Annotated in this window: 20 protein-coding genes; 14 read left to right on the top strand and 6 right to left on the bottom strand. The window is 68.8% G+C overall.

What is annotated here, in order from left to right; all coding sequences use genetic code 11:
* Positions 1–2 precede the first annotated feature (2 nt).
* From EV138_RS29825 to EV138_RS29850, 6 genes are all read left to right on the top strand, one after another.
* Entirely contained in the window at positions 3–878 is an 876-nt protein-coding gene (locus EV138_RS29825) for an ABC transporter permease (RefSeq protein WP_238158503.1), read from the top strand.
* Entirely contained in the window at positions 871–1,686 is an 816-nt protein-coding gene (locus EV138_RS29830; RefSeq protein ID WP_133982931.1) for an ABC transporter ATP-binding protein, read from the top strand. Before EV138_RS29825 ends, EV138_RS29830 begins: the two co-directional genes overlap by 8 nt.
* The gene (locus EV138_RS29835; protein ID WP_133982933.1) at positions 1,683–2,552 is read left to right on the top strand and encodes an ABC transporter ATP-binding protein; all 870 of its coding nucleotides are present in this window, start codon (positions 1,683–1,685) and stop codon (positions 2,550–2,552) included. The genes EV138_RS29830 and EV138_RS29835 overlap by 4 nt, the downstream gene beginning before the upstream one ends.
* Before the next feature lie 73 nt (positions 2,553–2,625).
* Entirely contained in the window at positions 2,626–3,441 is an 816-nt protein-coding gene (locus EV138_RS29840; RefSeq protein ID WP_133982935.1) for a hypothetical protein, read from the top strand.
* Positions 3,438–4,247 carry an SGNH/GDSL hydrolase family protein gene (locus EV138_RS29845; protein ID WP_133982937.1) on the top strand — a complete coding sequence of 270 codons (810 nt, stop codon included), beginning with the start codon at positions 3,438–3,440 and terminating at the stop codon, positions 4,245–4,247. Before EV138_RS29840 ends, EV138_RS29845 begins: the two co-directional genes overlap by 4 nt.
* A gap of 55 nt (positions 4,248–4,302) precedes the next feature.
* Positions 4,303–5,688: a sensor histidine kinase gene (locus EV138_RS29850; protein WP_133982939.1), complete on the top strand. Its 1,386-nt coding sequence runs from the start codon at positions 4,303–4,305 to the stop codon at positions 5,686–5,688.
* On the opposite strand, the gene EV138_RS29855 is transcribed toward EV138_RS29850, so the two are convergent.
* From EV138_RS29855 to EV138_RS29870, 4 genes are all read right to left on the bottom strand, one after another.
* Positions 5,685–6,986, bottom strand: a complete 1,302-nt coding sequence (locus EV138_RS29855) for an alpha/beta hydrolase (protein WP_166678794.1) — start codon at positions 6,984–6,986, stop codon at positions 5,685–5,687. The genes EV138_RS29850 and EV138_RS29855 overlap by 4 nt on opposite strands.
* A gap of 57 nt (positions 6,987–7,043) precedes the next feature.
* A complete protein-coding gene (locus EV138_RS29860; RefSeq protein WP_133982944.1) occupies positions 7,044–7,742 on the bottom strand; it encodes a phosphatase PAP2 family protein in 699 nt (232 codons plus the stop codon).
* Between the two features lies 1 nt (position 7,743).
* A complete protein-coding gene (locus tag EV138_RS29865; RefSeq protein ID WP_133982946.1) occupies positions 7,744–8,421 on the bottom strand; it encodes a response regulator transcription factor in 678 nt (225 codons plus the stop codon).
* Between the two features lie 79 nt (positions 8,422–8,500).
* Complete coding sequence (locus tag EV138_RS29870; RefSeq protein ID WP_238158504.1) at positions 8,501–9,310, bottom strand: PIG-L deacetylase family protein; 810 nt, start codon at positions 9,308–9,310, stop codon at positions 8,501–8,503.
* A gap of 124 nt (positions 9,311–9,434) precedes the next feature.
* Here EV138_RS29870 and EV138_RS29875 point away from each other — a divergent pair, with 124 nt between their 5' ends.
* Genes EV138_RS29875 through EV138_RS29900 form a run of 7 tightly spaced genes read left to right on the top strand, consistent with a single transcriptional unit; the run spans position 9,435 to position 16,841 of the window.
* On the top strand, positions 9,435–10,439 hold the full coding sequence (locus EV138_RS29875) for a lysylphosphatidylglycerol synthase transmembrane domain-containing protein (RefSeq protein WP_133982950.1): 1,005 nt from the start codon (positions 9,435–9,437) through the stop codon (positions 10,437–10,439).
* The gene (locus EV138_RS29880; protein ID WP_133982952.1) at positions 10,436–11,584 is read left to right on the top strand and encodes a glycosyltransferase family 4 protein; all 1,149 of its coding nucleotides are present in this window, start codon (positions 10,436–10,438) and stop codon (positions 11,582–11,584) included. Before EV138_RS29875 ends, EV138_RS29880 begins: the two co-directional genes overlap by 4 nt.
* The gene (locus tag EV138_RS29885; RefSeq protein WP_133982954.1) at positions 11,581–12,963 is read left to right on the top strand and encodes an FAD-binding protein; all 1,383 of its coding nucleotides are present in this window, start codon (positions 11,581–11,583) and stop codon (positions 12,961–12,963) included. The genes EV138_RS29880 and EV138_RS29885 overlap by 4 nt, the downstream gene beginning before the upstream one ends.
* Positions 12,960–13,685: an SDR family NAD(P)-dependent oxidoreductase gene (locus EV138_RS37455; protein ID WP_166678795.1), complete on the top strand. Its 726-nt coding sequence runs from the start codon at positions 12,960–12,962 to the stop codon at positions 13,683–13,685. The genes EV138_RS29885 and EV138_RS37455 overlap by 4 nt, the downstream gene beginning before the upstream one ends.
* 50 nt (positions 13,686–13,735) lie before the next feature.
* The gene (locus EV138_RS37460) at positions 13,736–14,869 is read left to right on the top strand and encodes a hypothetical protein (RefSeq protein WP_166678796.1); all 1,134 of its coding nucleotides are present in this window, start codon (positions 13,736–13,738) and stop codon (positions 14,867–14,869) included.
* The gene (locus EV138_RS37465) at positions 14,866–15,771 is read left to right on the top strand and encodes a decaprenyl-phosphate phosphoribosyltransferase (RefSeq protein ID WP_166678797.1); all 906 of its coding nucleotides are present in this window, start codon (positions 14,866–14,868) and stop codon (positions 15,769–15,771) included. The genes EV138_RS37460 and EV138_RS37465 overlap by 4 nt, the downstream gene beginning before the upstream one ends.
* Positions 15,772–15,827: 56 nt before the next feature.
* The gene (locus tag EV138_RS29900) at positions 15,828–16,841 is read left to right on the top strand and encodes an alkaline phosphatase family protein (protein ID WP_133982958.1); all 1,014 of its coding nucleotides are present in this window, start codon (positions 15,828–15,830) and stop codon (positions 16,839–16,841) included.
* Positions 16,842–16,884: 43 nt separating this feature from the next.
* On the opposite strand, the gene EV138_RS29905 is transcribed toward EV138_RS29900, so the two are convergent.
* Positions 16,885–18,939: a phosphocholine-specific phospholipase C gene (locus EV138_RS29905; RefSeq protein ID WP_133982960.1), complete on the bottom strand. Its 2,055-nt coding sequence runs from the start codon at positions 18,937–18,939 to the stop codon at positions 16,885–16,887.
* 338 nt (positions 18,940–19,277) lie between these two features.
* Here EV138_RS29905 and EV138_RS29910 point away from each other — a divergent pair, with 338 nt between their 5' ends.
* Positions 19,278–20,183 (top strand): hypothetical protein, encoded by a 906-nt coding sequence (locus tag EV138_RS29910; RefSeq protein ID WP_133982962.1) that lies wholly within the window; start codon positions 19,278–19,280, stop codon positions 20,181–20,183.
* Positions 20,184–20,242: 59 nt separating this feature from the next.
* On the opposite strand, the gene EV138_RS29915 is transcribed toward EV138_RS29910, so the two are convergent.
* Positions 20,243–22,318: a M6 family metalloprotease domain-containing protein gene (locus tag EV138_RS29915; RefSeq protein ID WP_202867001.1), complete on the bottom strand. Its 2,076-nt coding sequence runs from the start codon at positions 22,316–22,318 to the stop codon at positions 20,243–20,245.
* Positions 22,319–22,334 lie beyond the last annotated feature (16 nt).

Raw genomic sequence — 22,334 nt, forward strand, 5'->3', positions numbered from 1 at the left:
CGATGCGACTGCTGACAGCCGTACTGCGAACAGTCCGCGACAGCAGGCGATTGGCGACGGGACTGGTGATCCTGGCGCTGATGGTGCTGCTCGCTGCCTTCAGCCCGTTGATCGTGCACTCGATCGGCAACGGCAACGACCCGATAGCGCTGGCGGCGTACCAGAAGTGGCTGGTGCCGTCGTCCGATCACCTGCTCGGCACCGATCAGTTCGGCCGCGACGTGCTCGCGATGGTCGTGAGCGCGATGTCGGTCTCCTTGCAGATCGGCGCGATCGCCGGGGTCATCTCGACCGTGGTCGGCGTGATCGTCGCGTTCGTCGCCGGCTACAAGGGCGGCTGGGTGGACGGGGTGCTGTCCACGTTCACCGGGATCCTGCTGGTGATTCCGACGTTCCCGCTGCTGATCGCGCTCTCCGCCTATGCCAAGAACGTGAGCCTGTTCCAGGTCGGTGTGATGATCTCGATCTTCAGCTGGCCGTTCGCCGCCAAGACGATCCGATCCCAGGTGCTCAGCCTGCGGTCGCGCCCGTACGTCGACCTGGCCCGGGTGAGCAAGGCGCGTGACCTGGAGATCATCGGCACCGAGTTGCTGCCGAACCTGCTGCCGTTCATCGGGGTCGGGTTCGCGTCCTCGGCGCTCGGCGCGATCTTCGGCCTGGTCGGCCTGGAGGTGATCGGGCTCGGACCCGGTGGCGTGATCGACCTCGGCCAGATCATCTTCAACGCGATCAACACCGGCGCGCTGACGCTGGGCGCGTGGCCGATGTTCGTCGTACCGATCGTGTTGCTGACCTTGCTGTTCGCGGCGCTGAACATGGTCAACATCGGGCTCGAAGAGGTCTACAACCCACGGCTGAGAGGAGTGGCCGGTGAGTGACGACACCGTACTGGAGGTCGCCGGCCTCGAAGTCACCTACTCGACCAACCGTGGCGACGTGCGAGCTGTGGACGGCTTGGACCTGTCCGTACGCCGCGGCGAGATTCTCGGCATCGCGGGGGAGTCGGGGAGCGGCAAGAGCACGCTGGCGGTAGCCCTGCTCAGGTTGCTCAAGCCGCCGGGCCGGGTGACGGCCGGCAGCGTGGTCTTCCGGCCCGCCGGGCAGTCGCCGGTCGATCTGCTGAAGGTCCACGGCGAGCAACTCCGGGTACTACGGTGGAGCGCTCTCTCCTATCTCCCGCAGGGCTCGATGAACTCCCTCAACCCGGTGATGCGGATCCAGGACCAGTTCCGTGATGTCATCCTCGAGCACGCGCCGGAACGCAAGGAAGCGCTCTCCGAGATGATCCCGCGGTTGCTGGGCCAGGTCGGCCTGGAGCCACGGGTGGCCCGGATGTACCCGCACGAGCTGTCCGGCGGGATGAAGCAGCGCGTGCTGATGGCGATCTGCGTCGCCCTCGAACCCGACCTGGTGATCGCGGACGAGCCGACGACAGCCCTCGACGTCACCATCCAGCGGGTGATCCTGCAGAGTCTCGCGGACCTGCGCCGCGACTTCGGCGTCACGCTGATGGTGATCTCGCACGACATGGGCGTGCACGCGCAGTTGGTCGACCGGGTGGCCGTCATGTACGAGGGCCGGCTGGTCGAGGTCGGCGACGTCCACCAGGTCTTCAAGGACCCGCAGCACTCCTACACCCGGCAGCTGATCGACTCCATCCCGAAGCTCGGAAGGAGAGCGTCATGAGCGTCATCGAGCTGCAAGGCGTCGAGCAACGCTTCCACGCCCGCGGCACCCCCGACGGCTACCTGACCGCCCTCAAGGACGCCACCTTCACACTGCAGTCCGAGCCGCCCCAGATCGTCAGCCTGGTCGGCCAGAGCGGCAGCGGGAAGTCGACCATCGCCCGCAACATCCTCGGTCTGCAGAAGCCGACCGCGGGCACCATCAGCTTCGACGGCAAGGACATCTTCAAGCTCTCCCGCACGGAGTACGACAACTACCGCCGCAACGTCCAACCGGTCTTCCAGGACCCGTACTCGATCTTCAACCCGTTCTACCGGGTCGACCGCGTGCTGTGGAAAGCGGTCAAGAAGTTCGGCCTCGCACCCGACCGCGCCAAAGGCCTGGCGATGATCGAGGAGTCGCTCGACGCCGTCAGCCTCGACCCCGCGGGTGTGCTCGGCCGCTATCCGCACCAGCTGTCCGGCGGCCAGCGCCAGCGCATCATGCTGGCCCGGATCCACATGCTCCGCCCGGCCTTCGTGATCGCAGACGAGCCGGTGTCGATGCTGGACGCCCAGATCCGCAAGACGTTCCTCGACATCCTGCTGGACTTCCGTCGCGACCACGGGATGACGACGCTCTTCATCACCCACGACCTGTCCACCGTCTACTACCTCGGCGGCGACGTGATGGTGATCAACAAGGGCACCATCGTCGAGCGAGGCGCGGTGGAGAGCGTCATGCACGAGCCCTCCCACCCCTACACCCGGCTGCTCCTCGACTCGATCCCACAGCCGGACCCCGACCAACGCTGGACCAACCGCATCCACGTCGACGACTCCGGCACCCAGACCCCGGACTCGGCGCCGCAGGAGCCCGTAGTGTGACGGGTGGTTGCTGAGAGCAAGCTGAGCCGGGTGTCGGTGCCCACGAGGGTTTCCGGCCTGAGACAGTGGTCGGGTGATTCTTGCTCTGGTGGGTGCGTTCGGTGCGGCTGTCCTGTACGGCGTGGGCACGGTTCTGCAGGCTGAAGGGCTGCGCCGCTCGGCCCGGTCGACGGCCACCACCTGGTGGGCACGGATCCAAGCAGGTTGGCTGTACGCCGTGGGCCTCGCGCTCGACGGGGCCGGATTCCTCGCCTCCGTGGCGGCACTGAGATCGCTTCCGCTGTTCATCGTGGAGTCCGCCGTCGCGTCGAGCGTTGCCGTGACCGCGATCCTGGCCGCGATCTTCCTCGGTGGGCGGCTGGATCGGCCGACGGTCCTGGCGCTGGCGGTGGTCGGCGTCGGACTGGTCGGTCTCGCGGCGAGTGCCGTCGAAGGACCGGCCAAGGCGCTCAGTGGACCGGCCGCCGTTCTGCTGCTCCTGCTCGCGGTTCCGACGGCGGGCCTCGGGTTCATCGGCTACCGCCTGGCCGCTGCGCGCGGGGTGGCGCTGCTGGCCGTCGTGGCCGGGCTGGGATTCGGTGGCGCCGGCGTCGCGGCCCGGACCCTGAATCTCGACGGCTGGAAGGTCCTCACCGATCCGGTCGCCTGGTCCCTGGTGGTCTACGGCGGCCTCGCCCTGGCCGCCTTCGGGCTCGCCTTGCAACGCGGTTCGGTCACGGTGGTGGCCGCGGTGACCTTCAGCATCGAGACCGTCGTACCGGCGGCCGTCGGGCTGATCTGGCTGGGTGATCAGGTCCGGCAAGGGTTCGCCTGGCTGACCGTGCTGGGGTTCGTGCTGACGCTGGGTGGTTCGGTCCGGCTGGCCAGGTTCGCGGTTCTCGAGCCATGACCAGGCAGCGGATGGCCGTGGTGACCGTCGCGATGATGCTGTGCGCAGGCGGTCTGCTCGCCACGCTCGGTGCGGGTGGCACGGCCGACCGGGAGACCACGAGTCTTCCCGCTACGCCGTCGCCCGGCGGGAAGCCGTTGCGGGTCGTGGCCCTGGGCGACTCGGTGACCGCGGGAGCTGCTTGTGGGTGCACAGCGTTCCCGGAGATTTATGGCCGGCTCCTGAGCCAACGGACCGGAGTACAGGTCACTGTCGAGAACCGAGGGGTGAGTGGCCTTGATTCCGAAGGGTTGTTGCGGCAGCTCGAGGCGCCGGCCGCGGCGAAGGCGGTCGGTTCGGCCGACGTCGACCTGATCACGATCGGCGCGAACGACTTCGGTGATCATCACGACGAGGTCGTGGCCGCTTCGTGTTCGCAGGACTGTGTCAGCGACGAACTGAACGAGTTGTCCGGCACTCTGCACCACATCCTGCAACGCATTCGTCAACTCCGTGCCGCTCGGCCGACCACGGCGCTGGTGACCGGCTACTGGAACGTCTTCGAGGACGGCCAGGTCGCCCGGCAGACGTTCAGCACGGACGGCATTGCGGCGACCGTCGAACTGACTCGGCGGGTGAACACGGTGATCGAGACCACCGCCCTAGCCGAAGGCGCGACCCCGGTCGATCTGGCCGGCCCGTTCCAGCGGGAGGGCGCCGATGTCACCGGCCTGCTCGCTGCTGACGGCGATCACCCGAACGGCTCCGGACATCAACTCATCGCCGAGGTTCTGCTGGCGGCCGGGTTGCCCAGGATGAGGCCGTGATCATGACGCGTCCCGAGCGCTTGCCCGCCGGTGCCCCACCGTTGCCGAGGCCGGCATGAGGGCGTTGCTGGCCGCGGTCAGGCGCCCCGGGGTCCGTGGCCGGTCGACCGCCGCGGCTGTGGTGGTGGTTGCCGTGGCCCTCGCGATCGGCGCCGGGGTCCTGGTGCTGCTGTTGCAGCGGGCGTTGATCACGAGCGTCTCCGACGCGGCCGACGCCCAGGCCTTCGAGATCGCCAGCCAGGTCCAGGAAGAGGGACGCACCGGGCTGACCCAGGACCTGCTGGAGAACGCCAGGCCGAGCCAGCTCATCCAGGTCCTCGAACCGGACGGCGACGTGGTGGCGAGTTCTTCGAGGAAGGCAGCCGGGCGGGCACTCACCACGCTCCGGCCGGCGGCGGGTCAGGAATTGCGGAGCCAGGTCGGCGAGATGCCGCTGCTCGACGACGACCACGCCTATCTGATCGTCGCCCGGGGTGCTCGGCACGAGGAGACGCTGTACACGGTCGTCGTCGCCTCCTCCATCGAGGCGCAGCGCGAGACCGTCAGTACGGTCGCCGAGTACCTGCTGATCGGCTATCCGCTGCTGTTGCTGCTGGTCGGCGCGGCGACCTGGGTGCTGGTCGGCCGGGCGCTCCGGCCGGTCGAGCGGATCAGGGCGCGGGTGCACGGCATCGGCGCCGATCAGCTGTCCGAACGGGTGCCGGTGCCGCCGACGCAGGACGAGATCGCGCGCCTTGCCGTGACGATGAACGAGATGCTCGATCGGCTGCAGACCGGTCAGGAGACCCAGCGGCGTTTCGTCGCGGACGCGAGCCACGAGTTGCGGTCGCCGATCGCCACGCTGATGGCCGCCCTCGATGTGGTCGTCGCGGACGACAGCGGGCAGGCGTGGCAGGACCTGCAGTTGGTGATGGGTGCCGAGACCGAGCGGATGCGTCGCCTCGTCGAGGACCTGTTGCTGTTGGCCAAGGCCGACGACGAAGGTCTGCGGATGCGGCGTACGGACGTCGATCTGGACGACCTGGTGGAGGCCGAGGTCCGGCGGCTGCGGAGTGCCTCCGGGCCGGAGGTGCGGCAGGAGGTCAGCGCGGTACGGGTGTCCGGTGATCCGGACAAGCTCAGCCAGGTGATCCGCAACCTCGCCGACAACGCCGCGCGGGCCGCCAGTGGAGTCGTCCGCTTCTCGCTCTCCGCCGAGGACGGGCAGGCGATCCTGACAGTCGAGGACGACGGTGCCGGCATCCCTGCGGCGGAGCGGTTCAGGGTGTTCGAACGGTTCGTCCGGCTCGACGCCAGCCGGGACCGCGGCAGCGGTGGTTCAGGGCTGGGCCTGTCGATCGTCCAGGAGGTCGTCCGCGGCCACGGAGGTTCGGTCCGGATCACCGATTCGCCCCTGGGCGGCGCCGGCTTCGTCGTCACGCTGCCGATGGCAGGACGCTAGGCCACCCGGTGGAGTGGATGGGCTCCGGCCTGGCCGCCACCGCCGACGCCGAGCTGCTGGCAGAGCCACGGGAAGATGTAGGAGAAGGCTTCCTGGGCGAACTGCCAGTTGTGGGTACCGGGCAGGATCGTCACCTGCGAGACGATGCCGTGCTTCTTTCCGGCGCTGACCAGTTGGTAGGCCTCTTTGGTGTGTAGCTTCTCGTCGCTGCCGTCCAGGAATCGTCCGGTCAGGGCCGGGTAGCGGCCGTGTCGGGCGATCACCGTCAGTGGATCGTGCGCGGCGTACGCCGCCGCGGATCCACCGAACAGGTTGGCGATGGTCTGCGCCTTGTCGCCGGTGTTCGGGAAGAGGTCACCGGAGATGTCGACGAAGTGCCCGAAGGTGTTCGGGTGCTCGGTGGTCAGGCCGATGGCACAGGTGCCGCCCATCGAGAACCCGGCCACCGCCCACGACCGTGGGTTCCTCGACGCCCCGAAGGTGTTGCTGATGTACGCCGGAACATCGCGGAACAGGTGGTCCTCGGCCTGCCCGTGCGGCCCGTTGACGCACTCGGTGTCGTTGCTGAACACCGCGGTGGCATCGACGAACACCAGGATCGGCGCGAGGCCGTGATGGCCGGCGGCGTAGGCCTGGGCGGTCTTGACCGCGTCGCCGATCCGGACCCAGTTCTCCGGCTTCGAATGCTCGGCACCGATCATCTCGACCGCAGGCAGGACCGGGTGGTGCGGGCCACGGAACCACACCGGCGGGAGATAGACGAGTTCCTGGCGGTGGGTGAACCCGCTCGGCACCGCGGGAATGGTGACCACGACCAGCTCGCCCGAACGAGCACCGGCCGGGTCCGACCGGCCGTTGACCTGCGCCAGCGAGACCTGGCCGGGAACCTTCTGTCCCTGCAGACCGGCGACGGCGTCATTGACCGTGGGGAAGTAGCCGACGAACTGATTGACTCCGTTGGCACCGACGACGGCGGCCAGCACGGCCGCCACCAAGGCGGTCAGCTTCCGCTGCCAGCGGGCGCTGGACCAGCCGACCGCCAGGACGAGGAGCGCACCGAAAGCAACGCTGAGCCAGATCCAGATCTTCAGCGGGAGTGGATCGGTGATCCCGAGCGCCGGCGAGATCACCCAGGCGGCCAGAATCCCGAACAGCACGGTGGCAGCAGCGATGACGGGCACCCGCCGGGTGCGCCAGCGGAAGTCTCGCCAGCCGACGGCCAGGATCAGGGCGAGACCCGCAGCGAACTGCAGAGTCAGCGGAAGCCACCCGGTCAAGAGCGACACCTCGACAACCATCCATGCCTCCATCGCATCCCAGGATCGCCACCAGGCGGGGACTGTTTCGCCGTTCGCTCAACGGATGACGCGCCCACCAGGTTCCGGCGCCGGACGGGTCAGATAGCCGATGGTGCCGATAATGGTGAGCCAGGTCATAGCGATCAGCCAGCCGGCCAGTACGTCGGTCGCCCAGTGGTAGCCGAGATAGAGCCGGCTCAGCCCGATGCCCAGGCTGACCAGAACTGCGCCCGCGATCACGGCCGCACGAGCGAGCCGCGCGCGGAGTACGGCGACCAGCAGGGCTGCGACGGTGCCGAAGAAGACCGCCGAGTTCAGCGTGTGACCCGAGGGGAAGGCGAAGCCGTTGTCCACCGGCCCCAGCACATAGGCGGTCCCGGGTCGATGCCTGGCGACCAGCAGTTTGAGGCCGTAGGTGAGCGCCGCCGAGCCGGCCATTGCCACCAGCAACAATCCGGGCGCGCGGTACGACCGGGTCCGGCGCCAGAACAGGAACGCCGCCAGCACGGTGAGCAGGCACAGCACGGGGACGTCACCGATGAAGGTCAAGGCGCGGGCCACGTCGGTCAACGGTGTGGATCGGAGCCTGAGAACGTCGGTCGTCAGCCGCGGATCGAACGCCGCCAGCCCGTTCGCCTCGTTCGCGCTGTCGGCCAGCGCGCCCACGCCGATGGTGCCGGCCACCGCCACGGCCACGCCCGCCACCGGTACGGCGTACCGCAGGCGCGGGGTGGTCCGTTCGTTCAGCAGGGTCATCTCAGCCGCCGTCGGTCGCCAGCCGGTAGCCCATGCCCCGGACGGTCTCGATCGCGTGACGGCCGAACGGTGCGTCGAGTTTCAGCCGCAGGTAGCGGATGTAGACCTCGACCACGTTCGGGTCGCCGTCGAAGGCCGGGTCCCAGACACTCTCCAGGATCTCCATCTTGGTCACGGTGTCGCCGCGGTGCCGCATCAGGAACTCCAGCAGCCCGTATTCGCGCGGTGTCAGCATCACTTCCCGACCGGCTCGCTCGACCCGCTTGCGAGCCGGATCGAGGGTCAGGTCACCAGCCACCAGTACGACGGGGCGCTCGGGTCCACCGCGCCGGATCAGGGCCCGCAACCGGGCCACCAGGACGAGGAAGCTGAACGGCTTGGTCAGGTAGTCGTCCGCGCCGAGGTCGAACGCGTCCGTCTGGTCGTACTCACCGTCCTTGGCCGTCAGCATCAGGACCGGCGTCCAGACGCCCTTGCTGCGCAGCTCCTCGAGCACCTTGTAGCCGTTCAGCTTGGGCAACATGATGTCGAGCACGATCACATCGAAGCTGCTCTCGCTGGCGGCCCAGATCGCGTCCTCGCCGTCGTGCACGAGTTCCACCACGAATCCGGCGTCGGTGAGGCCACGGCGGACCGTGTCGGCCAGCCGCACCTCGTCCTCCACCATCAACACCCGCACCTGACCAGTGTGCCGTCGTCTCGCTGAGAATCCGCTGAGTACGGGCCGGCACGGCGTGGATCAGCCGTACTGCGGCCGGTCAGCGGCGGGCGCGCAGAGTGGCGAAGAGGTCGTCCGTCGGGGTGGTTCGGCCGTGCTCGACGAACCATTCCCGGCCAAGAACCCGGCGGAACAGGGGAGCAGGCAGTTTGAGCAGAAGGGACAGGGTTCTCGCGCCTTCGTCCGCGCTGGCCTGGCTCGCGTGCGCCCGCATCGCCGCGCGCTTCGCATCGGCGTACCGGCGGACGTCGATGCGGTGGGTGATCTCGTCGGTCGCGGCGTAGGCGGCGTCGTAGTCCGACGTACGGACCTCTGGCAGAATGCCCGGTAGTAGCTCGACCAGCCGGATCAACGGCCGGATCGTCGCCCGGTCGATCGTTGCCTCCAGCACCAAAGGTGTACCGGCCAGCCGTGCGGCGGCCAGGCCGGCTGTGTGGACCTGCCGGTGGTCAGGATGGCCGTACCCGCCGGCCGCGTCGTAGATCGTCAGTGCGTCGGCGCGTTCCTCCCGCAGGACTGCGGCCAGTGGTGCTGCCACGACGTCCACCGGCAGCCGGCTGAAGGAGTTCGCCGAGGGCTCCTCCGAGCGGGACCACCCGGAGTCGGGAAAGCCGAACCGCACCACCCGGGCACAGCCGAGGGCGGCGGCTGAGCGGTCCAGTTCGTCGCGGCGACGCTCGGCCAGCCGGCCGTCGGCGCGGTACCGCCCGGCAGCGAGGCCTGCTTCGCCGTCGGTCGCCACTGCGAGGACCACCCGGTGACCCTCCGCCGCGGCACGAGCCAGCGTGCCGCCGGTCAGCAACACCTCGTCGTCGGGGTGCGCGTGGAACGACACCAAGCTGTAGGGCACCTGCCGAGGATCGCACGAAGAGCCGATCCGTCCCATCGGCTCTCAGCGATCTCTCAGTGGCTGCCTTCCACGATGGGCGCACAGGTCGTCCTTCCAGCAGGCCGGCCCTGACCGAGAAGGCGGCATGACGAAGTCAGCCAGAGCCCGGCGAGTGACCATCTCGCTCTTCGCCGCGGCGGCGGCGGTGGCCCTTCTCGTGCTGCTGCCCGGCACCGTCGGAACCACGTGGCAGCTGGTCGGCGGATCGCTCACCCAGGTCTCGCTGCCGGAACTCGCGCTGCTGGGCGTGGTCTGGATGGCGGGGTTGTGTTCGCACTCGTACGTCCTGGCCGCCTCACTGCCCGGCCTGACCAAGCGGCGCGGCCTGACCCTGAATCTGAGCGGCAGCGCGGTGTCGAACGTGTTGCCGCTCGGCGGCGCGGTCGGAACCGGGCTGAACTTCGCGATGACCCGCCGCTGGGGATTCAGCGCGGGCGCCTTCGCCGGGTTCCTGGCGGTGACGACCTTGGTGAACGTGCTGGCCAAGCTCGGGGTCGTCGCCGTCGCCTTGGCGCTCAGCCCGGTCCTCGGCAGTACGGCGGCGCTGCCGGCCGGACGCACAGGCCTGCTCCTGCTGCCTGTGCTGGCTGTCCTCGGCCTCGTCGGCTGGGTTCTCGGCAGGGCACCCGTCGCCGGGCGTGCGGGGCGCGGGCTGGACCGGGTGGTCGGGATGTTCCGGTCCAGCTCTTCGCTCGAGTCGTCCCTGCCCGAACTGAGGTCGGCGATCCTGGGCGTGGTCCGGCGCGGCTGGCGTCCGCTGAGCCTCGGCATGCTCGCCTACCTCTTCCTCCAGGCCGCCTTGCTGTGGCTCTGCTTCCAGGTCGTCGGAGCCTCGCTCGGGCTCCCACTGCTGATCACCGGGCTGGCGGTCGAACGACTGCTCACGCTCGTCCCGATCACGCCGGGAGGTGCCGGTGTCGTCGAGGTCGGCACCATCGCGGCGCTGGTGGCGCTCGGCGGTGACCCACCCCTCGTCACCGCCGGGCTGCTGCTGTTCCGAGGTTTCACCTACCTGCTCGAGATTCCGGTCGGCGGTACCACCCTGGCGATCTGGCTGGTGTGGAACCGTCGGCGGCCGGTCGCCGCATGAGGATCGCCCTGGTCAGCGACTGCTACCTGCCCCGCCTCGGCGGTATCGAGCTGCACGTCCACGACCTGGCGGCGCAGCTGCGGCTGGCCGGGAACTCCGTTGCGGTCTTCACCGTCACCGATTCGACCGGTCCGGACCAGGGCCCGGTACTGCGCCTGCCGGCGGTCGGCGGCATTCCATTGCCTGAGGCAATCAATGCGCTGCGCCGATCGCTCGGTTCGGGAATGTACGACGTCGTGCACGCGCACACGTCGTTCTTCTCCCCGCTGGCCTGGAGCGCGGCGCGGATCGCCGCGGCCGCCGGCGTACCGACGATCCTCACCCTGCACTCGCTGCCGGCGGCCGGGGGAGTCCTGGCTCCCCGGTTGCTGGCCGGACTCGACGCAAGGCTCGGGCCGCGCATCGTCTGGACGGCCGTCAGCGAAGTCGTCGCCGACTCGCTCCGGCAGGCCCTGCCGGGGCGCTCGGTCGAGATCCTCCACAACGGCATCGACCCGGCCCCGTGGCGACAGCCGCGGCACGCCGGCGGCCCGCCGACTTTGGTCAGCACGATGCGGCTGGTACGCCGCAAGCGGCCCTTCGCGCTGCTCCGGATCCTCGAGGCCGTGCGGTCGGAGTCACCGGCGAATCTCCGGGCCGTGATCGTCGGCGACGGTCCGAACGCCCCCGCGCTGGCCCGGGCGGTCGAGCGACGGGGGATGACCGATTGGGTGGAGTTGCCCGGCCGCCTGCGGCGAGCGGAGATCCAGCGGCTCTACGCGAAGACGGACGTCTTCCTCGCGCCGGCCAGGCTGGAGTCGTTCGGCGTGGCCGCGCTGGAGGCACGCTGCGCCGGTCTCGCGGTGGTGGCGATGGGTTCGGGTGGCGTCGGCGAGTTCATCCGCCCGGGCGTCGAAGGTTTCTTGGTCGACTCCGACGAACAGATGGCCCAGGTCACCGCAGCTCTGCTGACCGACCCGGTGCGGCTTCACCGCATGCAGAACCACAACCGGCGTACGGCGTCCGGCATGGCCTGGCCGAACGTGATCGGCAGGCACCTGCACGTGTACGGGCGAGTTGCCCCTCAGCCTGCTCTCAGTGCTCCAGTTCTAGCGTCGAACTCCACGGCCTACGAGAACCTGCAACCGACGGAGCCCACCCGATGAACGTGCTCGATCCGGACGAACGCCGGGTGACTGTTTCCGGGTGGGGGCGGACCACCCACCGGCAGTGTCTGGTACGGCGGCCGTTGTCGGAGGAGGACGTCGTCCGGGCGGTCCGGCAGGCGCCGCGGTTGACGGTTCGTGGGGCCGGCCTGAGTTACGGAGACGCGGCACTGCCTGAGCGCGGGACCTTGCTGGACATGACCGCACGACGCAAGGTGCTGTCATTTGACGAGACGACCGGGATCATCGTGGTCGAGTCCGGAGTGACATTGGCCGACATCGTCCGGGAGGCCATGCCGAAGGGCTGGTTCCCACCGGTCCTCCCCGGTACCGCGGGGGTCACGGTCGGCGGAGCGATCGCCTGCGACGTCCATGGCAAGAACCATCCAGGCAGTGGTTCCTTCGGACTCCACGTGGTGTGGCTGTCGTTGCTGCGGTCCGACGGCGCGGTTGCCCACCTGTCGCCCGGCGAGGACGCCGACGGCTTCTGGGCAACGGTCGGTGGCATGGGCCTGACCGGCGTGATCCTTCGGGCCGCGATCCAGTTGCAGCGCACACAGACCGGCTGGGCCGTCCGGCGACGTACCCGGACCCACTCGTGGGACGAGACGGTCGAGCTGATGATTGCCTTGCAGGCAAGGCAGGAACTCGATCCCGACCTGCACGTGGTCGCCTGGCTGGACACCCAGGCGTCCGGTCGACGGTTGGGCCGGGGGATCGTCGACGAGTCCCGCCCGGCGCTGATCACCGACCTTCCGCCGACGGTCGACCTGATGCCGAAGCCGGCCGGCGGCGTCGGTCGCCGGGTGGCCAGATCGTTGCCCGGACCAGGTGTCATGTTCGGTGCTTCCATCGCCGCGGCGACCTCGACGCGGTGGCACCTGACGAAGTCCGAGGAGAAGCGGATCCTGCCGCTGACGACCGCCTTGTGCCCACTCGACCAGGTCCGGTCGTGGCCGGCGGCCTTCGGCCGGAAGGGGTTGGTCCAGTACCAACTCGTCGTACCGGCGGGTGCGGCACCCACCTTGTTCCAGGTACTCGCGACCTTGATCGGGCGACGGATGGTGCCGGCCCTGACCACACTGAAGAACCTGGGGTACGGCACGGCCGGACCGTTGTCGTTCCCGATCCCGGGGATGACGCTGGCGGTCGACCTGCCGGCCAGGTGGCTTCAGAACGGCACCAGCCTGCGAGCCGTGGACGCGATCGTTGCCGATGCCGGCGGCCGGGTCTACCTGGCCAAGGACTCGGTCGCCGACCCAGAGCTGATCCCGCGGATGTACCCGCGGCTCGAGGCCTGGCGCCGAACCCGGACCAGACTCGACCCCGACCACCGCCTGAACTCGGCCTTGGCCCAGCGACTGCGGCTGCTGACGTGAATCCGGACCTCGGTACCGCCCTGTTGGTCGGAGGTTCGTCGCAGCTCGGCTTCGCGGTGCTGACGGAGTTGCTCGGACCGTCACCGCGCCGGGTGGTGCTGGCCGGCCGGCCGAGCGAAGGACTCTGGCGCCATGCCGATCAGCTGCGCGACGCGGGGTACCAGGTGTCGACCGCGCAGTACGACGCATCGCACGAGGCCGCCGGGACCGACGGGCTGCTCGAACATCTCACCGCCGACCACCAACTCGGACTGGTCGTGATCGCGGTCGGCGCGTTGTCGGCGGACTCGTTCGCCGATGCGCTGGTGGTGAACGGCCTCGCGGTCGCGGTGCTCGTACAGACACTGATCGGGCGGATGAGTGATGCGGGCTCAGGGCAACTGGTGCTGCTCTCGTCCGCCGCGGCCGCCCGGCCGAGACGGTCCGTCATGGCCTACTCGCTCGGCAAGCAGTTGGCGGACTCGACAGCCTTGCTGCTGGCCCCACAGGCGGCGGCCGCCGGCGTACGGGTTCTGGTGGTCCGGCCCGGCTTCGTCGCGACGAGGATGACCGAGGGGCTGGACCGGCCGCCGCTGTGGACCACCCCGGCGAAGGTCGCGAGTCAGGTCGCTCGCGCGATCGCCGGGCATCGCGTCGTGGTCTGGGTGCCGCGATCGATGGCTCTGGTGGTCCGGGTACTGCGGTGGCTGCCGAGTGCGCTGATTCCGGCCGGCCTGCGCTGACCGGGGTTCTCTCCGGATCCTCTCAGCGATGGATCGTTCTACTGGAAAGCATGAAGCAATCCCTCAGGACCCCGTTGCGCAAGCAGCGCCGGCGACGCCGGTTGCGGTGGATCGCGCTCATCATCTGCCTGCTGCTGGTCGTACCGATGGTGTCCTATGTCCGGGCCCTGCTGTACCCGGGCAACGCGAGCTTCTCCGTCCGGTCGGTCGAGTGGGTGCGCGACCATGGTGGCGGGAAGCTCATCGACACGATCGAGACCTGGAAGTACTCCCACCAGGCACCGCCGACGGCCGGACCACCCCAGGACGTCACCGCCGCGGCTCCTGGACCCGCGACCGCGAAGAACTCGGCCAGGTTGCCGAAGGTGACTCCGCCGAGCGGGTTGCCACCGATCTCCCACGAAGCGACCTGGGCTTCGGCCAGGCGGGACTCGAAGGGCCGCACGCTGCTGTGGACGACCTGGTTCCGGCCGGACCCGGCGCATCAGCCGGTGACCGTGGCGGCGGCCCTGGTTCCCCGCGGGGTGGACAGCCTGCACCTGATGCCTGGCACCCGGGAGCCGGTGGTCGGAATGGCTTCGCCCGTCGGCTACTCGGTGCCGGCCGGTGCCTATCCCGGGTTGGTGGCGGTCTTCAACTCGGGCTTCAAGATGAAGGACGCCCACGGCGGCTGGTGGACCACCTGGTCAGCTGCCGTCCCGTTGGTCGACGGGCGTGCCTCGCTGGTCATCTCGCGCGACGGCTCGGCCCGGATCGGCGCCTGGAACTCGACCGTGCGGATGACGCCGGACGTAGTCGCGGTGCGGCAGAACCTGGACCTTGTCATCACCGGCGGGGTCATCGCGAACGGCCTGGCGGACAACGCGAGTGGCCGGTGGGGGAGTTCTCGCAGCCAGTTCCAGTACACCTGGCGATCGGGGCTGGGAACCGATGCCCGAGGCGACCTGATCTATGTGGCCGGGAACCGGCTGACGCTCGCCACGCTGGCGGCCGCGATGCACGACGCCGGCATCCGGGACGGCATGGAGCTGGACATCCACTCGGCCATGGTCAGCTTCGACATCGAGCAACCCAGGTCCTCCGGCGTGGTCACCGGCCGGCGGCTGCTGGCTTCGATGGCCTCCGGCGCCGACCGCTATCTGCGCACCGATCAGCGGGACTTCTTCTATGTCGTGGCCCGATGACCGCTCTCCGTGACGCGCCGGTCATCGCCCGCCCAGCCAGGCTGCGGTCCTTCGTCCAGCTGAGCCGCCCACAGCAATGGCACAAGAGCCTGATGCTGTTCGCCGCGCCGTTCGCGGCCGGCGTGATCGATCAGCGCTGGGCCCTGATCCGGGTCTGCTGGGCAGCTGCCGCCTTCACCCTGCTGTCCGTGGCCGTCTACGCCACCAACGACGTCCAGGATGCGCCCGACGATCGCCGCCACCCCCGGAAACAGAACCGCCCGGTCGCTGCCGGCACGATCAGTCCCCGGCTTGCCCTCGGCTGGGCCGCCTCGACCGCCGTCGCAGGAGTTGTGGCCATGGTGCCGCTGGGTTGGCCGGTGGTGATCCTCGGCGTCGCCTATCTCGGCTCACAGCTGCTGTACGTCTTCGGTCTGAAGCATGTCGCGGTCGTGGATGTGGTCGTCGTGGCCACGGGATTCGTACTGCGTGCGGCGGCCGGTGCCGCCGCCGTTCGGGTGCCGGTCTCCAACTGGTTCCTGCTGGTCTCGCTCTTCGGCGCGTTGTTCCTCGTCGCGGGAAAGCGGCGGGCTGAGCGATCCGCTCCATCGAGCAACGGGCAGACCAGGCCGGTGCTGGCGGCGTACTCGGCGGCCTGGCTCGATCAACTGCTGACCGTGGCTCTGCTGGGCGCCTCCATGTCCTACGGCCTGTGGGCCTTCCAGTACCTCGGCACCGACGTCTACCACCAACTGCTCGCCCTCTCGTTCCTGCCCTTCCTCACCGGCCTCCTCCGCTACGGCCTGCTGGTGTCGACCGGCTCCGGTGAACTCCCCGAACACGAACTCTTCCGCGACCGCGTCCTGCTGACCGCCGGGGTTCTGTGGTCCCTCCTGGTCGCAGCGGGCCTCTACCTGGCCTGATCTCAGCGACTTCTCAGCTGTTCGGGGCTACCGTCAGGAGATCTCGAGGGGGGCTTATGGGTTTGCCAGATCTGATTCGCGGCGGGGTCGTCGCCGCGCTGATCGCAACGGCGGTCGCCTGCGGGGCGCACGCGGCCACGCAGGGATCGTCATCACCGTCACCGTCACCGTCACCGTCGCCGTCGGCGCCGAAGAGCGAGACGGTCAGCAAGAACGACAAATGTCCGCCGGCCGCGCCCGGTCAGGCGGCGGCGCCGCCGATCAATCCGGCCAAGATCACCAAACTCCTGGTGGTGGTGCTGGAGAACAAGAACGCCTGCGCGACCGTCAAGGGCATGCCGTACCTCGCCGGGTTGGCGGACAAGTACGCGACGGCCGCCCGGTACTACGCGATGGCGCATCCCTCGTTGCCGAACTACCTCACCCTGGCCGGCGGCTCGACTTTCGGCATCCGCGACGACCGGTCGCCGGCGGCCCACAAGCTGCCGGGCCAGTCGGTCTTCGGCCAGGTCCTCGCGGCCGGCGAGATCGCGAAGACCTACGCCGAGGACATGAAGTCGAACTGCCAGCTCGAGCAGGGCAAGCACGACACGTACGCCGTACGCCACAACCCGTGGCTCTACTTCGTCTCGGACGCCGAGCGGCAGGCCTGCCAGCAGTACGACGTACCGGCCGGAACTCCGGAAGCGGGGGCATTCCACGACGACGTCGCGAACGGCACCCTGCCGACGTTCGGTTTCCTGGCGCCGAACCTGTGCGACGACGCCCACGACTGCCCACTCGGCTCGGCCAACACGTGGATGAAGACCTGGTTCGAACCTTTGCTGGCCGGCCCGGACTTCACCTCCGGCCACCTGCTGGTCTTGATCACCTTCGACGAGGACGACAAGCACGCCGGCAACCGGGTCCTGATGGTCGCCGTCCACCCCTCCCTGCACCACCTGGTCGTCGACACCCGCCTCGACCACACCGCCACCAGCAAGGCCGTCTCCACCCTCGTCTCCGCCCCTCCTCTCCGCGAGGCCGCCAACGCCCCCGACCTCTACACCACCCTCGGCCTGACCCACTGACCAGCTGCGCCGAAGGTGATGAGAGGAGCGGGCTACAACGGGGTCAGGCGGTGATGATGGCTGGGTCCGTGATGCCGGGACGGCCGGTCTCTACGTGGCCGGCGAAGCGGCGCAGGAAGCTGTTGTCGCCGGCAACGACCACGGACACGTCGTACCAGCGGCTGGAGTAGCCGAGGTCGACCTTGTACGACGTCGTGGCGCCCGCGCGGACCTTCAGGACCTTCGTGCGGCCGTCGTAGGCGTTCGTGATGGTGAAGGTGACCTGGCTGCTGCCACTGTTGGTGAGAGTCAGGTCGAGGTTGCCGTCGGCACCGTTGTGGCGCGCCTTCACCTCCGGACCCGCGAGGGGCTTGCCCTTGAAGGTGCGCAGGAAGCCGTTCGGGCCGAACACGGTGAGGTCGGTGACACCGTTGGAGTAGGCGGTGTTCCAGGAGTCGGTCAGCGTCTTGCCCGCCTCGGTCGTGTAGGTCCACGGCCCGTCCGTGCGGTTGGCCGAGGTGACCAGGAACTGCGCGCCCGCCTTGGTCCCCGAGGCGAAGGTCAGCGTGAACTTGCCGGTGCTCGGCACCGCCGTACCGTCCACACTCGGTGCGTAAGGCAACGGCCTGGTACGGCGACGGCCGCGCTCCTGCACCGGCAGCTTGCCGACCGCCGGTGGCGTCGGCACGTAGTCCGGGTGCCGGTCGTGGTCCGGCGGCTGGTACGCCGAGGTGTCCGGCAACCGGCCGACCGTCGTGGATGAGCCGCTGAAGTCGAACGCCGAGGTGAGGTCGCCGCAGATCGCCCGCCGCCAGGGGGAGATGTTCGGCTCGTGCACCCCGAACCGGCGCTCCATGAACCGGATGATCGAGGTGTGGTCGAGGGTCTCGGAGCAGACGAAACCACCGGTGCTCCACGGCGACAGCACGAGCATGGGGACGCGCTGACCGAGACCGTACGGACCGGCGGCGTACTTCGAACTCCCGGGGAACAGGTCAGGCTGCACATTGACCGTCGACAGGCCCTGGTTCGCCGAGCCGGGAGGGAACGGCGGGACCACGTGGTCGAAGAAGCCGTCGTTCTCGTCGTAGGTGACGAAGAGCGCGGTCTTGCTCCACGTGTCCGGGTCGGACGTCAGTGCGTCGAGGACCTGGGAGATGTACCAGGCGCCGTAGTTCACCGGCCAGTTCGGGTGCTCGGTGAACGCTTCCGGCGCGGCGATCCAGGAGATCTTCGGCAGCGTGCCTGCCTTCACGTCGGCGCGCAACTGGTCGAACAGGCCGTCGCCGGCTTTCGCGTTCGTACCTGTGCGGGCCTTGTCGTAGAGCGGGTTCCCGGGTGCCGCGTTGCGGTAGTTGTTGAAGTAGAGCAGCGAGTTGTCGCCGTAGTTGCCGCGGTACGCGTCGTCGATCCAGCCCCAGCTGCCGGCGGCGTCGAGTCCGTCACCGATGTCCTGGTAGATCTTCCAGGACACGCCTGCCTGCTCGAGCCGTTCGGGGTACGTCGTCCAGCCGTAGCCGGCCTCGTCGTTGCCGAGGACCGGGCCGCCGCCGGTGCCGTCGTTACCGGTGTAGCCGGTCCACAGGTAGTACCGGTTCGGGTCGGTCGAGCCGATGAACGAGCAGTGGTAGGAGTCGCAGATGGTGAACTTGTCGGCCAGCGCGTAACGGAACGGGATGTCCTCGCGGGTCAGATAGGCCATCGTCGTGGACGTCTTGGCCGGCACCCACTGGTCGTACTTGCCGTTGTTGAACGCGCGATGCCCGTCCGGCCAGCTGTGCGCGAGATCCTGGATGAACTGCAGGCCGAGGTTGTCGGCGTCCGGGCGGAACGGCAGGACTTCCTCGCCACCGCTGGTCTGGTGGAAGACGGACCTGCCGCTCGGCAACGTGACCGGCCGCGGGTCGCCGTACCCACGAACCCCGTTGAGGGTGCCGAAGTAGTGGTCGAACGAGCGGTTCTCCTGCATCAGGACGACGATGTGCTCGACGTCGGTGATGTCGCCGTTGAGCCGGTGCGGCGGGATCGCGGCGGCCTGCTCGATGCTGTTCGACATCGCGGCGAGCGCGGCGCTGCCGCCGGCCAACTGGAGGAATCTCCGGCGGTTCAGTTCTGGCATGACTGATCTCCTCGTGGGCGGGACGGTCGGAGTGTTCAGTGCGCACGCTGCTTCCCTGGCACGCTCACCCGAACAGCCGACGGACGTCAGGTGAACTGCTTCCAGCGCGCCTTCGGGACCTTAACGCGCACGAGTGCTCCGAACAAGAAGAAACACGCAATTTGCTGCACGCCCGCCTCCGGCCGGCCCGGGTCCTGCTGACTGGTGACCTTCGCCCCTTTGACGCCGCGTGACGGAGCGAAAGGGTTGAAGTGTGCCGACCGGGTCGGCAGTTGCCGCTTGTTCTCGGCCGGCCCGTGCGACCGGTCCTGAAGGAGCGGGTGAGAAGGGGGTTTGCCATGGCTGCCTGGACGACGCTGGCGCTCCAACGCGTCAAGCTCTTGGACGACAAGGTGTTGCGGCTGAAAGGCGATGCGACCGATCAGAAGGCGATCCGGTCCCTCGGTGCGTTGCACGACGAACTCGTCCGCGCCCGGCTGGAGCACCATCTCGACGGTGCCCACGAAAGCGTCCTGAGTCGGCTCACCGGTAACGCGGTGAATGCCGCATGGGCGGATCTGCACCGGATCGAGGAACGGATCGACGAGTACGAGGACAGCCGCCGGCTGCTGACCGAAGCTCGCGACCACGTCCGCACGGACCTGACCAGCGACAGAGCCACCAAGGTGGACGCGGAGCTGGCCGAACTCCTGACAGCGGCTGACCAGCAGACCCGGCTCGACGCGGCGCAGCGGGCGATCCGGGAGGCCCACGACGCGGCCGAGACCAGGCATCTGTCCGAGCACAACCAGCAGCTGGGCATTCTCGGTATCTGCATCGGGCTGTTCTCGACGGCCGTGGTGGTGCTCGCCGTCCAGGTGCTCGTCGGTGATCGTCTCCGGATCCTGCCGCAGCCCGCGACCGCGACGAATCTGCCGCCGGCCGCGCTGCTCGGACTGGTGATGTTCTTCGGCATGGTCGGTGGGGCCGTGAGCGCGCTGCTGTCGCTCTACATCTCGAGCAAGCAGTACACCAACACGAAGTGGTTCGATCCCCGGCCGGCACTCACCGTGGTGAAGGTCGCGCTCGGACTGTGGACCGCGGTGGTCGGCATCCTCGCGGTTGCCTCCGGGGTCCTGGTGGGGGTCTACAGTTCGACGGCGTCGGCCCTGTTCCTGGCCTTCTTGTTCGGCTACGGACAACAGGCCGTGACGACTTTCATCGACAAGCGGGTCGCGGATCTCGCCACCGCCAAGAAGGACTGATTCAGGGCAGGCGGACAGAGTTCCTCGTCCCCGGCAAGACCCGGGGACGAGGAAGGTGGCTACTTGGCGATGCTGAGGCAGGTGGCGGTGGAGGTCTTGGTCGGGTCGCTTTCCGAGGTGGCGGTCAGGGTGATGCGGCCGACGGGGGCTGCGGTGGAGGTGTGGAGAGCCTGGACCGGGACGCGGATGGTCTGGCCTGTCTTGGCGGTCGCGAGGGCGTTCGGGAGGTTGACCGACCAGCCGCGGCCGGCTGCCTTGGCGGACAGGCGGTAGACGTCGGCGTTGAGGTAGCTGCTGACGTCCTCCGGATGCTGACCGGCCGGTGCCGCGGCCTTGCCCGTGTTGGTGAGCGGGAAGGTGCAGGTGGCCACGCCCTGAGCCGGTACGCCGACCGTCGGCAGCACCCGTACGCCGCGCCACGCGGGCCCGGCTCCGTCGAGCGACTTGATCGCCACCGTGTACGAGAGGACGCCCGAGCCGTCGCGGTGCACGTTGGTGATGTAGAAGTGCAGCCGGTTGGCCGCGTCGACGTACTCGTACTCGCTGCCCGAGTTCGTCCCCGCGTGGAACAGTGCGTCCGAGAGCTGGCGGTAGTCGCCGATCGTGATCGGGACCTTGGTGCCGTCGGGGAGCACGTAGTCGGTCATCCCGATGTTCTGCGGGTTGGCGTCGATCACCCACTCGAACGGAGCGGCGTCGACATCCTTCGTCTTCGCCAGCAGCACTCCCGAGTCCGGGGTGAAGGAGTCGGTACCGACCCGGTCGACCACTTCGACGGTGTAGTTGTTGTAGCCACGGCCGTCGCACATCGGATCGGTCTTCACCTCACACGCCGGCGCCAGATCGCCGCCACCCAGTTGGATGTTGATGCCGGACAACCCGGTCGCACCGGGCTCGATCTCGCGGGCGGTGACATCGGCGACGACCACGCCGGACTGCGCCAGCGCCTCGCGGTTCAGCCGGAGGACGTTCTTCTCGTCGACCATGCCGAGTTTGATCTTGTTGCGCAGCATGTGTTGCGCGCCCATCGACGAGCCGCCTGTGGCCGGGATCATCCACCGGCTGTGTGGGCCGCCCGGTCCGTTGAACGTTCCGCGGCTGAGCATCTCCCACGGACCGGAGTAGTCGCGCTGCGCCGGTACGCCGAACGGGTTGTTGTAGTTGTCCCCGATCCCCAGCACGTGGCTCAGCTCGTGGGCGTACGTCGACATGCCGGAGCTCTCCGCCTGCGTGGTCGAGCCGCCACCCGCATTCGGCCACAGCGACGCACCGGAGGCCCACGAGGTCCATTCGACGTACCGGGTCTTCGACCAGTTCGGCAGGGCCGGGTCCGGTGGTCCGAAGTCGTCGGTGACGTCCTCCTTGGTCGGGAACTTGATCGGCCCGAACTCCTGCCAGGTGGACGACTCGTCCTGGCCGGCGCCGAGGAAGTAGACGAAGTCGAAGCCGGCCGGAACCTCGGCGCCGACGTCGGCGACCCACGCCGCGCGCGCGTCCGTGCGGATGTTCCGGTTGCAGGTGTCACCGGCCGGGCAGGCGGTCCCACCCTGGAACTCCATGCCGTACTCGTGGGACTTGCCAGGCATCCGGTACGGCCCGAAAGCGGTCAACTGTACGCCGTACCGGCCGCCCGAGTCCTCCATCCAGTACTCGTGGATGGTGTGCCAGCGGTTGAGCGCGCCCGGCTTGTTCAGGAAGTCCCGGTAGAACGCGGGCACCTGATCGCGCGGTACGCCGTTCGCCTCGGCGCTCGGATTCCCGAACGGCGTCGAGTGTTTCGGCTGCGTGACGACGAACGGCTGGTTCGGGTAGTCGACCACGACGAGGGCGCCCTTGAACGTCCGGACCGAGCCGGTCTTGCTCGGGTCGGCCCAGTTCGTTCCCGGCGGCTGCTTGTAGTCGGACCAGGTCATCTGGTCGGGGTTGACCCAGTTCTGCGGGTCGATCGGCGACGTTGAGGTGGCGAGCCGGGCGGGGGAGGCCGACTGCTGCCAGGGCTGGGTCTGCGGCCAGTGATCGTACTGCCAGGCGTTGGCCGGATCCGGTTTCGAGGGCGACGGTGCCGCGAGGGCGAGGCTGGGGACCGAGACGGCGGCGAGTATTGCGAGCAGGCGCAACGGGAACTGGAGTTTCACGGGGCGGAGATCCGAT

Origin of the sequence: Kribbella voronezhensis, assembly GCF_004365175.1 — a bacterium.
In the GTDB taxonomy this organism is placed as follows: Bacteria; Actinomycetota; Actinomycetes; order Propionibacteriales; family Kribbellaceae; genus Kribbella; species Kribbella voronezhensis.

Excerpts from the sequence above, each read along its gene's own strand:
- EV138_RS29825 (WP_238158503.1), top strand. The coding sequence starts at position 3 with ATGCGACTGCTGACAGCCGTACTGCGAACAGTCCGCGACAGCAGGCGA.
- EV138_RS29835 (WP_133982933.1), top strand. The coding sequence starts at position 1,683 with ATGAGCGTCATCGAGCTGCAAGGCGTCGAGCAACGCTTCCACGCCCGC.
- EV138_RS29845 (WP_133982937.1), top strand. The coding sequence starts at position 3,438 with ATGACCAGGCAGCGGATGGCCGTGGTGACCGTCGCGATGATGCTGTGC.
- EV138_RS29850 (WP_133982939.1), top strand. The coding sequence starts at position 4,303 with ATGAGGGCGTTGCTGGCCGCGGTCAGGCGCCCCGGGGTCCGTGGCCGG.
- EV138_RS29855 (WP_166678794.1), bottom strand. The coding sequence starts at position 6,986 with ATGGTTGTCGAGGTGTCGCTCTTGACCGGGTGGCTTCCGCTGACTCTG.
- EV138_RS29860 (WP_133982944.1), bottom strand. The coding sequence starts at position 7,742 with ATGACCCTGCTGAACGAACGGACCACCCCGCGCCTGCGGTACGCCGTA.
- EV138_RS29875 (WP_133982950.1), top strand. The coding sequence starts at position 9,435 with ATGACGAAGTCAGCCAGAGCCCGGCGAGTGACCATCTCGCTCTTCGCC.
- EV138_RS29880 (WP_133982952.1), top strand. The coding sequence starts at position 10,436 with ATGAGGATCGCCCTGGTCAGCGACTGCTACCTGCCCCGCCTCGGCGGT.
- EV138_RS29885 (WP_133982954.1), top strand. The coding sequence starts at position 11,581 with ATGAACGTGCTCGATCCGGACGAACGCCGGGTGACTGTTTCCGGGTGG.
- EV138_RS37460 (WP_166678796.1), top strand. The coding sequence starts at position 13,736 with ATGAAGCAATCCCTCAGGACCCCGTTGCGCAAGCAGCGCCGGCGACGC.
- EV138_RS37465 (WP_166678797.1), top strand. The coding sequence starts at position 14,866 with ATGACCGCTCTCCGTGACGCGCCGGTCATCGCCCGCCCAGCCAGGCTG.
- EV138_RS29900 (WP_133982958.1), top strand. The coding sequence starts at position 15,828 with ATGGGTTTGCCAGATCTGATTCGCGGCGGGGTCGTCGCCGCGCTGATC.
- EV138_RS29905 (WP_133982960.1), bottom strand. The coding sequence starts at position 18,939 with ATGCCAGAACTGAACCGCCGGAGATTCCTCCAGTTGGCCGGCGGCAGC.
- EV138_RS29910 (WP_133982962.1), top strand. The coding sequence starts at position 19,278 with ATGGCTGCCTGGACGACGCTGGCGCTCCAACGCGTCAAGCTCTTGGAC.